The organism is Pseudomonas sp. HLT2-19-2, assembly GCF_054898005.1.
Map to the genome: position 1 here is coordinate 665,867 of NZ_CM142712.1, position 13,494 is coordinate 679,360.

General features: G+C 59.7%; 11 protein-coding genes. 4 read left to right on the forward strand and 7 right to left on the reverse strand.

Going from position 1 to position 13,494, the window contains the following annotated elements:
- Positions 1-19 precede the first annotated feature (19 nt).
- From phaC to ACYZTU_RS03210, 7 genes are all read right to left on the reverse strand, one after another.
- Positions 20-1,699, reverse strand: a complete 1,680-nt coding sequence (phaC, locus tag ACYZTU_RS03180; RefSeq protein WP_461967949.1) for a class II poly(R)-hydroxyalkanoic acid synthase — start codon at positions 1,697-1,699, stop codon at positions 20-22.
- 258 nt (positions 1,700-1,957) lie between these two features.
- Positions 1,958-2,338: a gamma-butyrobetaine hydroxylase family protein gene (locus ACYZTU_RS03185; protein ID WP_461967951.1), complete on the reverse strand. Its 381-nt coding sequence runs from the start codon at positions 2,336-2,338 to the stop codon at positions 1,958-1,960.
- Positions 2,339-2,383: 45 nt separating this feature from the next.
- A complete protein-coding gene (hslU, locus tag ACYZTU_RS03190; protein ID WP_461967953.1) occupies positions 2,384-3,724 on the reverse strand; it encodes an ATP-dependent protease ATPase subunit HslU in 1,341 nt (446 codons plus the stop codon).
- Positions 3,725-3,779: 55 nt separating this feature from the next.
- Entirely contained in the window at positions 3,780-4,310 is a 531-nt protein-coding gene (gene hslV, locus ACYZTU_RS03195) for an ATP-dependent protease subunit HslV (RefSeq protein ID WP_007899242.1), read from the reverse strand.
- 231 nt (positions 4,311-4,541) lie between these two features.
- Positions 4,542-5,246 (reverse strand): SPOR domain-containing protein, encoded by a 705-nt coding sequence (locus ACYZTU_RS03200; protein ID WP_461967955.1) that lies wholly within the window; start codon positions 5,244-5,246, stop codon positions 4,542-4,544.
- Between the two features lies 1 nt (position 5,247).
- Positions 5,248-6,984: an arginine--tRNA ligase gene (argS, locus tag ACYZTU_RS03205; protein ID WP_461967957.1), complete on the reverse strand. Its 1,737-nt coding sequence runs from the start codon at positions 6,982-6,984 to the stop codon at positions 5,248-5,250.
- Between the two features lie 142 nt (positions 6,985-7,126).
- A complete protein-coding gene (locus ACYZTU_RS03210; protein ID WP_461967959.1) occupies positions 7,127-9,346 on the reverse strand; it encodes a primosomal protein N' in 2,220 nt (739 codons plus the stop codon).
- A gap of 170 nt (positions 9,347-9,516) precedes the next feature.
- Between ACYZTU_RS03210 and rpmE the strand changes: the two genes are divergently transcribed.
- From rpmE to ACYZTU_RS03230, 4 genes are all read left to right on the forward strand, one after another.
- Positions 9,517-9,750 carry a 50S ribosomal protein L31 gene (gene rpmE, locus ACYZTU_RS03215; RefSeq protein WP_282379923.1) on the forward strand — a complete coding sequence of 78 codons (234 nt, stop codon included), beginning with the start codon at positions 9,517-9,519 and terminating at the stop codon, positions 9,748-9,750.
- Between the two features lie 14 nt (positions 9,751-9,764).
- Entirely contained in the window at positions 9,765-10,565 is an 801-nt protein-coding gene (locus ACYZTU_RS03220) for a thermonuclease family protein (protein ID WP_461967961.1), read from the forward strand.
- Between the two features lie 183 nt (positions 10,566-10,748).
- Complete coding sequence (locus ACYZTU_RS03225; protein WP_449642738.1) at positions 10,749-12,017, forward strand: malic enzyme-like NAD(P)-binding protein; 1,269 nt, start codon at positions 10,749-10,751, stop codon at positions 12,015-12,017.
- Between the two features lie 120 nt (positions 12,018-12,137).
- Entirely contained in the window at positions 12,138-13,475 is a 1,338-nt protein-coding gene (locus tag ACYZTU_RS03230) for an IS4 family transposase (protein WP_461967963.1), read from the forward strand.
- Positions 13,476-13,494: the final 19 nt, after the last annotated feature.

Here is a 13,494-nt window from a genome sequence, read left to right on the forward strand (position 1 = left end):
GGGGCGTGGGGTGTGTCAGTTACCGCTCATGCACATAAGTGCCCGGTGCAGCTTCGCCCGCCGGATAAGCCTTGTTGCCCAAACTGGCCGGAGACTTCTTCAGCTTGCCCGAACGCTCGGCTTGCCATGCCTGCCAGTGCAGCCACCAGGAATCGGTGTGCTTGGTGGAATTTTCTTGCCAGTCCTCAGCCTTGACCGGCATCTCGGTGCTGGTCATGTAGCGTGATTTCGGATTGCCCGGCGGGTTCAGAATGCTCTGGATATGCCCGCTGCTGGACAGCACGAATTCAACCTTGCCACCGAACAGTTGCGCCGACTTGTAGCAGGACTTCCACGGGGTGATGTGGTCGTTAGTGCCGGCCAGGGAGAAGATGTCGGCAGTGACCTGCTTCAGATCGATCGGTGTGCCGCACACTTCCAGTGCATCAGGACGGATCAACGGGTTGGTTTTAAACAACTCGATCAGGTCGCCATGGAACGCTGCGGGCAACCTTGTGGTGTCGTTGTTCCAGAACAGGATGTCGAAAACCGGCGGTTCGTTGCCCAGCAGGTAGTTGTTGACCCAGTAGTTCCAGATCAGGTCGTTGGGGCGCATCCAGGCGAAGACTTTCGCCATGTCACGGCCTTCCAGGACGCCGGCCTGATAAGAGTGGCGCTTGGCGTATTCGAGGGTCTGTTCGTCGACGAACAGTGCCACATCGCTGTCCAGGGTGGTGTCCAGCACGCTGACCAGCAGCGTCAGGGCGTTGACCTTCTTCTCACCGATCGCGGCATAGTGGCCCAGCAGCGCGGTGCAGGTGATGCCGCCGGAGCAGGCACCGAGCATGTTCACATCTTTGCTGCCGGTGATCGCGCTGACCACATCGACCGCTTCCTTGAGCGCTTCGATGTAGGTCGACAGACCCCACTCGCGCTGCTCCTTGGTCGGGTTGCGCCAGCTGACAATGAACGTCTGCACATTGTTGCGCAGGCAGAAGCGCGCCAGGCTCTTGTCCGGGCTCAGGTCGAAAATATAGAACTTGTTGATCTGTGGTGGCACCACCAGCAGTGGGCGCTCGTACACCTGCTCGGTGGTCGGCCGATAGTGGATCAACTCCAGCACGTCATTGCGAAACACCACCGCGCCTTCGCTGACGCCCAGGCTCTTGCCGACCTCGAACGCGCCCATGTTGACCTGGCTCGGCATACCGCCGTTGTGCACCAGGTCCTTGGCCAGATGGGACAGGCCGTCGAGCAGGCTTTTGCCGCCGGTTTCGAAGAAGCGTTTGACCGCCGCCGGGTTGGCCGCACTGTTGGTCGGGGCCATGGCTTCGGTCATGAGGTTGATCACGAAATGCCCGCGACTGGCGTCCTTTGGCGGGAGATTACTGTCGTCGATCCAGTCGTGGAGTTCCTTGCGCCACGCCAGGTAAATCTGCAAATAACGTTTGTAAAGCGGGTTCTGGCTCCAGGCCGGATCGGCAAAGCGACGGTCATCGCTTGTCGGTAGAAGCTCGGATTTGCCGAACAACACATTCTTCAGTTCAAGACCGAAATGGGCGACATGCCTGGCGCTGTGAATCGGTTGTCGGATGGCCTGCCTTAGCACCATTCGAGCAGAAGCCAGTAAATCCTTTCCACGCAGCCCAACGACAGGATTCAGCCCCAAGGTGTTTTCCGAGGCTTGATACTTCAAGTCATCGTTATTCTTATTACTCATCTACGACGCTCCATTGTCCTGAGGCGAGTACCTGGTCCCAGCTGTGCATTCACACGGCAAATGCCAGGTACTACTGCTAGGGTGACCGTTAATTCTGCATCGCTGCTTTTTATCGCAGAGAGCACTGCAGGGAACTTGCCAGTTCCATTGGTTACCCGAGTTTAATTTTTTTCGCAAGCAGGCCAATCGTCGACCCGGAAGCGGAGCATTCAAACAGATGGAATTAGAAAATGCCCTCTAAAGAGCGAGAGGCCCGAGCTAGAGCATCAGCTTGACGATGGATTGGTTCGGGTCGCGGGTTTTTCCGGCGGCTTTGAGCTCGGCAAGATAATCGTTCCAGAGATCCTCTTGGCGCACGCCCAACTGGTACAGATATTCCCAGGTGAACAGGCCGCTGTCGTGGCCGTCGTCGAAGATCAATTTCAGTGCGTACTGACCGGCCGGTTCGACCTTGGTCAGTCCTACGGCGATCTTGCCAAATTGCAGGATAGGTTTGCCGTGGCCCTGGACTTCGGCGGAAGGAGAGTGCACGCGCAGGAACTCGGCAGGCAGGTGATATTCCTCGCCGGACGCGTATTTCAGCGACAGGGTTTTCGAGGCTTTGTGCAGTTTGATATCGGTGGGGAGTGAGGTCGTCATTTTGGTTCAGGGCCGCAAGCGGCCCTGCCATGTAGAGAATGAGACCTACAGGATATAACGGGACAGGTCTTCGTTCTGCGCCAATTCGCCCAAGTGGCTGTTGACGTAATCGGCGTCGATCACGATCGCTTTGTCGTCGTGGGCACTGGCCAGATCACCGGCGCTGAACGATACCTCTTCGAGCAGGCGCTCAAGCAGCGTGTGCAGGCGACGGGCACCGATATTCTCGGTCTTCTCGTTGACCTGCCAGGCGATCTCGGCAATACGCTTGATACCGTCTGGCTGGAACTCGATAACCAAGCCTTCGGTTTTCAGCAGTGCGCAATACTGCTCGGTGAGTGACGCATGCGGTTCGCTGAGAATGCGCTCGAAATCTTCAGGCGTCAGCGCCTTGAGCTCGACACGAATTGGCAGACGACCTTGCAGCTCAGGTACCAGATCGCTCGGCTTGCTCAGGTGGAACGCACCGGACGCGATGAACAGGATGTGGTCGGTCTTGACCATGCCCAGTTTGGTGTTGACGGTGCAGCCTTCGATCAGCGGCAGCAAGTCGCGCTGCACGCCTTCACGGGACACGTCGACGCCACCGGTGTTGCCGCGCTTGGCGACCTTGTCGATTTCGTCGATGAACACGATGCCGTGCTGCTCGACAGCTTCCAGTGCCTTGGCCTTCAACTCTTCTTCGTTGACCAGGCGGCCGGCTTCTTCGTCACGCACCAGTTTCAGCGCTTCCTTGACCTTGATCTTGCGGCTTTTCTTTTTGCCCTTGCCCATATTGGCGAACAGGCTCTGCAGCTGGTTGGTCATCTCCTCCATGCCCGGTGGCGCGGAGATATCGACACCGGTCACTTCGGCGACTTCGATTTCGATTTCCTTGTCATCCAACTGACCTTCGCGCAGGCGCTTGCGGAACAGCTGGCGGGTGTTGGAGTCGGCCGACGGTGCGGCGTCGTCGTTGCTGAAGCCCATGCGTGCCGGTGGTAGCAAGGCGTCGAGGATGCGTTCTTCGGCGGCGTCTTCGGCGCGGTGGCGAACTTTGGTCATTTCCTGTTCGCGCAACAGTTTGATCGCCGCGTCAGCCAGGTCACGAATGATCGATTCAACGTCGCGGCCGACATAACCGACTTCGGTGAACTTGGTCGCTTCAACCTTGATGAATGGCGCGTTGGCCAGTTTGGCCAGACGACGAGCAATCTCGGTTTTACCGACACCGGTCGGGCCGATCATCAGGATGTTCTTGGGGGTCACTTCAACGCGCAGCTCTTCAGGCAGCTGCATCCGGCGCCAGCGGTTACGCAGCGCGATGGCGACGGCGCGTTTGGCATCGTCCTGGCCGATGATATGGCGATTGAGTTCGTGGACGATTTCACGGGGAGTCATGGACATAGTAATTGGCGGTCCTCAAGTAAAAGTGAGCCGTGGCGTGGTGGCCAAAACAGGCTTACTCAGCGAGGTCCTGCTCCTCAATGGTGAAGGTGTGGTTGGTGAATACACAGATATCGCCGGCGATGCCGAGGGCGGTTTCGACGATTTCGCGGGCCGACAGATCGGTTTTCTTCAGCAGCGCGCTGGCGGCGGCCTGGGCGTAACCGCCACCGGAGCCCATGGCGATCAGACCTTCTTCAGGTTCGACCACGTCGCCGTTGCCGGTGATGATCAGAGAGGCATCTTTGTTCGCGACCGCGAGCATGGCTTCGAGGCGGCTGAGGGAGCGGTCTGTGCGCCATTCCTTGGCGAGTTCGACAGCGGCGCGAACCAGGTGGCCTTGATGTTTCTCAAGCTGGCCTTCGAAACGCTCGAAAAGGGTGAAGGCGTCAGCGGTGGCTCCGGCAAAACCGGCGATTACCTGGCCGTGGTACAGGCGGCGAACTTTCTTCGCGTTGCCCTTCATCACGGTATTGCCGAGAGAAACCTGGCCGTCGCCGCCCATGACGACTTTGCCGTGGCGGCGAACTGAAACGATGGTGGTCAAGGGAGAGTCTCCACGCAGCGGGGCGAAAATGCCTTATGCCAACTCATATGGGGGTGGTAGAGCGTTTTTCAACTGTAGGACTTGGCGGGGGACGAGCGGTGTAATAGCGGGGGAAGGTGTGTTGTCTGTTCTGGCGCCTTCGCGGGCAAGCCTCGCTCCTACGGGATTGACGTGATCCTGTAGGAGCGAGGCTTGCCCGCGAAGAACGATAACGCGGTACCGCTGACGAAATCAGCGACTTTGGCGTTGTTGTAACAACAGGTTGCTGAAACCGCTGCCGGCCAGTTGTTTCTGCGCGGTCGTCAGCTGTTCGCGGTTGCTGAACGGTCCGACCAATACCCGATACCAGGTCTCGTCCTTCACGGTGCCGGACTCAACCGCCACGGCCTGGCCGAGCAAAATGATCTGCGCCCGAACCTTGTCCGCATCAGCCTCCTTGCGGAACGAACCGGCCTGCAGGAAGAACTTGGTCACTGGCGCCGCTTTGGACACCGGTGGCGCTGGCGGCGGAGTGATCCCGGCCAGTGCGGCCTGAGCCCGCGCGGTATCGATCTTCGCCGCTTGCTCTGGCGTGACAGGCGTCGTCGGAATGTCCGGCACTTGCGGCGTCGGCAGGGTTTTCTCCGGCACGGCATCCGGCGGCACGATGACTTCCGATTCCGGCAGCAAGGTGTAGAAGTCGTACTTCGGCTTCACCGGTTGCGTCGGGCTCGGCGGGGTCTTGTTAGCCTCGGCGATTTTGGCCTTCTGTTGTTCGATCCTCTCGCGCTTGACGCTCTCGCTGCCCTTGCCTGGCTCCAGCTTCATCAGGAACACAATGAATGCGCCGACCGTCAGGCCGATGGCCATCCACATCCAACCCGGGATCGGTTGCTTTGCAGGAGCTTGGTAACGGCTGGCGCCACGCTTGGGTGCAGGTTTTTTCTTGGCAGCCAACTTACATACGCTCCAGAGTTTCCAGACCCAAGAGTTCCAGGCCTTGCTTGAGAGTGCGGCCGGTCAGCGCGGCGAGGCGCAGGCGGCTCTGCATTTGCGCCGGAGTGTCGGCACTGAGGATCGGGCAGTTCTCGTAGAAGCTGGAGAACAGGCCGGCGACATCGTACAGGTACGTGCAGAGGATGTGCGGCGTGCCCTTGTCGCAAACGCTGTTCAGCACTTCGCCGAACTGCGCGAGCTTCGCCGCCAGCTCGTGTTCATGCGCGGCTTCGAGGACGATCTGGCCTTCGACTTCGCTGAAGTCCTTGCCGAGTTTGCGGAACACACCGGCCACGCGGGTGTAGGCGTACAGCAAGTAAGGCGCGGTGTTGCCTTCGAAGTTCAGCATCAGGTCGAAGTTGAAGCTGTAGTCGCTGGTGCGATGCTTGGACAGGTCGGCGTATTTCACCGCGCCAATGCCCACGACCTTGGCGATGTTGCGCAACTCGTCATCGGCCAGCTCTGGGTTCTTGTCCTTCACCAGGGTGTAGGCGCGTTCCTGAGCTTCGGTCAGCAGGTCGATCAGCTTCACGGTGCCGCCATCACGGGTTTTGAATGGGCGGCCATCTTTACCGTTCATGGTGCCGAAGCCCATGTGCTCCATTTCCATCGGGTGCGTCACGAAGCCGGCCAGGCGCGCGACCTGGAACACTTGCTGGAAGTGCAGGGCCTGGCGCTGGTCGACGAAGTACAGCGCGCGATCAGCCTTCAATTTGCCGCTGCGGTAACGCACGGCCGCCAGGTCGGTGGTGGCGTAAAGGTAGCCGCCGTCGGCCTTGACGATGATCACCGGCAGCGGGTCGCCGTCGGCATTCTTGAACTCGTCGAGGAACACGCACTGGGCACCGTTACTCTCGACCAGCAGGCCGGCGGCCTTGAGGTCGTTGACCACGTTGATCAGGTCGTCGTTGTAGGCGCTTTCGCCCATCACGTCAGCCATGGTCAGTTTGACGTTCAGCAGTTCATAGATTTTCTGGCAGTGCGACAGCGAGATGTCTTTGAACTTGGTCCACAGCGCCAGGCAGTCCGGGTCGCCGGCCTGCAATTTGACCACCAGGCCACGGGCGCGGTCAGCGAACTCTTCGGATTCGTCGAAGCGTTGCTTGGCGGCGCGGTAGAAGTTTTCCAGGTCCGACAGCTCATCGCTGGTGATCGGGTTTTCCTGCAGATACGCCATCAGCATGCCGAACTGGGTGCCCCAGTCGCCGACGTGGTTCTGACGGATCACTTCGTCGCCGAGGAACTCCAGTACCCGCGCCACGCCGTCGCCGATGATGGTCGAGCGCAAGTGGCCGACATGCATCTCTTTGGCCAGGTTCGGTGCCGACAGGTCGACGACGGTGCGCTGCACCGGGCCGGCCTTGCGCACGCCGATGTGGGTGTCTGCCAGGGCGGCGTCCAGGCGAGTCGCCAGGGCTTGGGTGTTCTGGAAGAAATTCAAGAAGCCGGGACCGGCGATTTCAGTCTTGGTGACGTTTTCGTCAGCCGGCAGCGCGGCGATGATTTTCTCCGCCAGGTCACGCGGCTTCATGCCGGCCGGCTTGGCCAGCATCATCGCGATGTTGCTGGCGAAGTCGCCGTGGGTCTTGTCACGGGAGTTTTCCACCTGGATCGCCGGCGACAGGCCTTCAGGCAACACACCTTCGTTGACGAGTTGGGTGATGGCTTGTTGGATTAGCTGGCGAATGGTGTCTTTCATGGTGTTCTCTGTCGACCGCAAGCGCGGCGGCGCTTCGATGCGCTGGTGGAAAAACTGGGCATTATCCGTTGCGAAGACGGGCTTGCCAACTATAGCGGGCAGGTTATGGATATGTGGTGACTATTCGGATGGCCATCTTCAATCAATACAAATCGACAGGATCGACATCCAACGACCAACGCACCGCCCGCCCGCTCGGCATCTGCTCCAGCACCAGCAACCAGTTGCTTAACAGCCGATGCAGCGGCGCCCGAGCTGTCGCTTGCAACAACAACTGCGCACGATAACGCCCGGCCCGGCGTTCCATCGGCGCCGGCACCGGCCCCAGCAACTCGATACCGCTCAGATGCTGCTCCGCCAACAATCGTTCCGCTTCGCTGCACGCCTCATCAAGAAAACCTTCGGCCTGCCCCGGTTTGTGCGCTTCAGCCCGCAGCAATGCCAGGTGCGCAAACGGCGGTAGACCCGCCGAGCGACGTTCGCTCAAGGCCTGTTCGGCAAAGGCGAAGTAACCCTGTTCAGTCAATTGCACCAGCAGCGGATGGTCGGCCAAATGCGTCTGGATAATCACCTTGCCCGGTTCTTCAGCGCGTCCCGCACGCCCGGCAACCTGGACGATCAGCTGCGCCATGCGCTCGCTGGCGCGGAAGTCGCCGGAAAACAGCCCGCCATCGGCATCGAGAATCGACACCAGCGTCACCCGTGGGAAGTGATGCCCTTTGGCAAGCATCTGCGTGCCGACCAGAATGCACGGTTGGCCTTTCTGGATGGTCGCGAACAGCTGATTCATCGCGTCCTTGCGCGAGGTGCTGTCGCGGTCGACGCGCAGCACCGGGACATCCGGAAACAAAATCCCCAATCGCTCTTCGGCGCGCTCGGTGCCGGCGCCCACTGGCCGCAAATCGACCTTGCCGCATTTCGGGCAATGCCGGGGTACGCGTTCGACGTAGCCGCAATGGTGGCAGCGCAACTCACCGGAGCGCTGGTGCACGGTCATGCGCGCATCGCAACGCTGGCACTCGGACATCCAGCCGCAGTCGTGACACAGCAAGGTCGGCGCAAAACCGCGACGGTTAAGGAACACCAATACTTGTTGGCCCGCGGCCAGTGTCTGACCGATGGCTTGCTGCATCGGCCCGGAAATGCCGCTGTCCAGCGGACGGCTTTTTACGTCCAGGCGCAGAAAGCGCGGTTGTTTGGCGCCACCGGCACGCTCGTTTAATCGCAGGAGGCCGTAACGGCCGGTGTAGGCGTTGTGCAGGCTTTCCAGCGAAGGCGTGGCGGAACCGAGGACAATCGGGATGTTTTCCTGCCGGGCGCGGACCAATGCCAGGTCGCGGGCGTGATAGCGCAAGCCTTCCTGCTGTTTATAGGAACCGTCGTGCTCTTCATCGATGATGATCAGGCCGGGGTTCTTCATCGGCGTGAACAGCGCCGAACGGGTGCCGATAATAATGTCGGCGTCACCGTCCCGGGCGGCGAGCCAGGCTTCGAGGCGTTCTCGATCATTGACCGCCGAGTGGATCAGCGCGATGCGTGCATTGAAGCGCTGCTCGAAGCGCGCCAGGGTCTGCGGGCCGAGGTTGATCTCCGGGATCAGCACCAGTGCTTGTTTGCCGGCCTCAAGGGTTTCGCGGATCAACTGCAAATAGACTTCGGTCTTGCCGCTGCCGGTGACACCGGCCAGCAGGAACGCGTGATAACTGTCGAACCCGGCGCGAATCGCCTCATAAGCGGCGCGTTGCTCCGGGTTGAGTGGCAACTCCGGCTGCGCCAGCCAGTGTTCGTGGCGGGCGCCGGGGGCGTGCTTGCGGATTTCGACTTGCACCAGATCCTTGGCCAGCAGCAAGTCTAGGCTGTCCTTGCTCAGCATCAGTTTGCTCAACAACTGATGGGCGACGCCGTGGGGATGCTGGGCCAGTGTCGCCAGGGCCTCACGTTGGCGCGGGGCGCGAGCGATGCGCGGGTCATCAAGGCTGGCGCCCGGCGCGGCGGACCAGAAGCGCTCCTGCCGTGCTTCGGCCAGTTCGCCCTGGCGCAGCAACACCGGCAGCGCCCAGCTCAAGGTGTCGCCCAGGCTGTGCTGGTAATACTGGGATGTCCACAGGCATAGCTTGAACAGCGCGGGTGGCAATGGAGGCGTAGCATCAAGCAGGGCCAGGGCCGGTTTGAGCTTTTCCACCGGAACTTCGCTGTGATCGGTGACCTCCACCAGAATCCCGATCATCTCCCGCCGGCCGAACGGCACCCGCAGGCGCATGCCCGGTTGCAACTGGGCGCGCAGGACCCCGGCCGGGGCGCGGTAATCGAACAGGCGGCGCAGGGGCGAAGGCAGGGCGAGGCGCAAAATGGCGTCGGGCACGCGATGATTTACTCGATGATGGGACGGTGAAGAAGGCCGGGAGCCTAGCAGACGGTCGGTAGAAGCGACAGCTTGCGTGATTGGCATTGTCTGGTAGAATCCGCGGCCTAATTACGTGCGGTATTCAACAATAGTGTTGAGTGGCGGCACGCTAGCCTGAGGAATACACCATGAAAGCCGATATCCATCCAGCGTACGAAACCATTGCAGTAACTTGCAGCTGCGGCAACAAGTTCGAAACTCGTTCGAACCTGTGCAAGCCACTGGGTACTGACGTATGCAACGAGTGCCACCCGTTCTACACCGGTAAGCAGAAGACTCTGGATACTGGCGGCCGTGTACAGCGCTTCGCAGACCGTTTCGGTGCTTTTGGCAAAGCCAAAGCTCCTGCTGCTGCAGAGTAAGGTTGCAAAGCCCGATGGGCTTTTCCTTGCTGATGAAAAAGGCGTCCCTTGCGGGCGCCTTTTTTGTGTCCGCGATTTGGCTCTCTGCCGCCCAGGCCTTCTGTCCGGCGCCGAGCGGGCTGACATCCGTCGCGGTGCAGCGGGTGGTGGATGGTGACACGCTGCACCTGAGCGATGGCCGCAGCGTGCGCATGATCGGTTTGAACACGCCGGAGCTGGGCAAGAAAGGTCGCTCCGACGAGCCGTTCGCGGTGACCGCGCGCCAACGCCTGGAAGCGCTGGTCGCCGACAGCGACGGACGGGTCGGTTTACTGCCCGGCAAAGAGAGCAAAGATCATTACGGTCGCACGCTGGCCCATGTCTACAGCGCTGATGGCGCCAACCTCGAAGCGCAGATGCTCGCAGAAGGGCTCGGTTTTCAGGTGGCGGTCGCGCCAAATGTCGATCTGGTCGACTGCCAGCAAGCGGCGGAATACAGTGCCCGTCAGGCCGGACTCGGGTTGTGGCGTCAATCCCCTGTACTGAAAGCGGAGCAGATCAGCACGTCTGGTTTCACTGTGCTCAGCGGCCGCGTGAGCAAGGTTCAGCGCAATCGCGGTGGGGTTTGGATCGAGTTGCAGGATTCGGTTGTATTGCGCGTTGCACCCAATCTGTTGGGGCAGTTCGATGTTGCGACGCTTGAGCGGCTGAAGGGCAAACAGATTGAGGCGCGTGGCTGGGTACTGGACCGTTCGCGGCGCGGTGGACTTAAACAAGGGCAGGCGCGCTGGCTTCTGCCATTGACCGACCCGGCGATGCTGCAAGCGGCGCCATGAGAAAAAATTGTAGACATTTGTTTCGTAGATTGTGAACACTCCATCCCTTGTGTTCCGCGGCTCTTGGTCCAAAGTCGCAGGGCCGGGCACTTGACAGGGGTGACCGGTCAGTCTTGTGGGGACTTTGCGACACGCGTATCCTCGGCGGTCCGTCTGTCCAACAGTAAAAAGCGGAATGCCCACATGTCTGATTTGAAAACTGCCGCTCTCGAATATCACGCCCATCCTCGTCCAGGGAAGCTGAGTGTCGAGCTCACCAAGGCCACCGCTACCGCCCGCGACCTGTCGCTGGCCTATAGCCCCGGCGTAGCCGAACCAGTACGCGAAATCGCCCGCGATCCTGAACTGGCCTACAAATACACCGGCAAGGGCAACCTGGTTGCAGTCATTTCCGATGGCACCGCAATTCTCGGCCTGGGTAACCTCGGCCCATTGGCTTCCAAGCCAGTGATGGAAGGTAAAGGCGTGCTGTTCAAGCGCTTCGCCGGCATTGACGTATTCGACATCGAAGTCGATTCCGAAAGCCCGCAAGCCTTCATTGACACCGTCAAGCGCATCTCCATCACCTTCGGTGGCATCAACCTGGAAGACATCAAGGCACCTGAGTGCTTTGAGATCGAGCGCGCTCTGATCGAGCAGTGCGACATTCCGGTATTCCACGATGACCAGCACGGCACCGCGATCGTTACGGCGGCCGGCATGATCAACGCCCTGGAAATCGCTGGCAAAACCCTCGCTGACGCCAAGATCGTCTGCCTGGGCGCCGGTGCGGCCGCCATCTCCTGCATGAAATTGCTGGTGAGCATGGGTGCCAACATCGAAAACATCTATATGGTTGACCGTACCGGCGTGATCCACTCTGGCCGTGACGACCTGAACCAGTACAAGGCTGTCTTCGCTCACGCGACCGACAAGCGCACCCTGGCTGACGCCCTGACCGGTGCAGACGTGTTCGTTGGCCTGTCCGGCCCGAACCTGCTGAGCGCTGAAGGCCTGAAATCCATGGCAGCTAACCCGATCGTGTTCGCGTGCTCCAACCCTGATCCGGAAATTTCCCCGGAACTGGCTCACGCCACCCGTGACGACGTGATCATGGCCACCGGCCGTTCGGACTACCCGAACCAGGTCAACAACGTGCTGGGCTTCCCGTTCATCTTCCGCGGTGCCCTGGACGTTCGCGCCAAGCGCATCAACGAAGAAATGAAAGTGGCTGCCGCCAACGCCCTGCGTGAACTGGCCAAGCTGCCGGTTCCTCAGGAAGTGTGCGACGCCTACGGCGGTATCAAACTGGAATTCGGTCGTGAGTACATCATTCCGAAACCAATGGATGCGCGTCTGATCACTCTGATCTCCGATGCTGTGGCCAAGGCCGCGATCGAGACCGGCGTAGCGACCCTGCCGTATCCGAAGAACTACCCGCTGAAAAGCGTGGATGACGTGTTCAACGGCTAAGTCGTTGTAGCGCTTCAACAGAAACCCCGCTTGATAGCGCAATGCTGTTCACTTAAGGATTGTTGACTAATTCTCAGGCAGCAGGAAAATCCGGAATCTGATAAGGATTCCGGATTTTTTATGTCTGTTGCTCAGGATTTAAGTGCTGTTCTGGACTTCGCTGAACAGCCACTCTCACGCCTTGAGGTGTTCACCGATCACATTCCTCAGGATTGGATCACCGCTGCGGCCGCTCTGGCGGACAAAGCGACTATCCGACGTCGACGCCTGCCTTCGGACATGGTCCTTTGGCTGGTAGTGGGGATGGCGCTTTTCAGAGGAGAGCCAATAGTTGAGGTCGCTCGCCGACTCAATATCTGTGCCGACGGCCTTGCCAATGAAGTGCTTTTGGCCAAAAGCGGCCTGTCTCAGGCGCGCCAGCGCCTGGGTAACCAGCCCGTGGCCTGGCTGTTTCAGCAGTGCGCCAATACCTGGGGATACGAGCGCTACCCGCAAGACGACTGGCACGGCCTTCAGGTTTTTGCCGTCGACGGTGCCTTGTTTCGAACCCCGGAAACGTCATCATTGCGCGAACATTTTGGCTCCGGCAATACCTCCTCCGAGCGTCAAACTCCCTATCCGGTGCTGCGCCTTGTTGCGCTGATGAACGCCCGCTCTCACATCATCGCCAATGCGGCTATCAGCCCTTACCGCAAGGGCGAAATCCCGCTGGCCAAGGACTTCGTCGAGACCATACCCAATCATTCGGTGACACTGCTGGACAAAGGTTTTTTCAGTGCAGACTTGTTGTTGAGCATCCAAAGTACTGAGAGAAACCGGCATTGGATGATCCCGGAGCGCAAAGGTACGGTTCGTACAGAGATTGAACACTACGGCGATGGTGATTACCTGGTACAGATGAAAGTCTCGCCGCAGGCACGCAAGAAGAACCCACTTTTGCCTGAGTACTGGCAAGTACGGGCCGTCACCTATGAAGTCGAAGGGAAAGAAAAAACCGTCTTCACCTCGCTGCCGGCCTCACACTTCAGCGCCGAACAGATCGCCAGCCTTTATCACGAGCGATGGGAAATAGAGCTGGGCTTCAGGGATATCAAAAGCTCGATGCAAGACAATGCCTTGACCCTGCGCAGCAAGACCGTGGATCTGGTGTATCAAGAGTTGTGGGGACTCTTACTGGCTTACAACGTGGTACGTCGGGAAGCCAGTCAGGCGGCGGTTGCTCACAAGCGAGCGCCGAGCGAAGTGAGTTTCAAGTTTGCCTGTCGGCACATCGCCAGCCATCTCGTCGTCATGGCTGGAGCAGTGTCGCCGTCACACACACCAAGACGTCTGGAAGAGCTTCGCGGCAGCATCGGTGTGCTTTTCATAACAAAACGCCCCAGACCGGCGAGGCCCAGGGCGGTGAAGATGTCAAAAACCCGGTATCCGGTTAACCGCAAAGCTGCTCCGCTTAAGTGAACAGCATTGCGCTTGATAG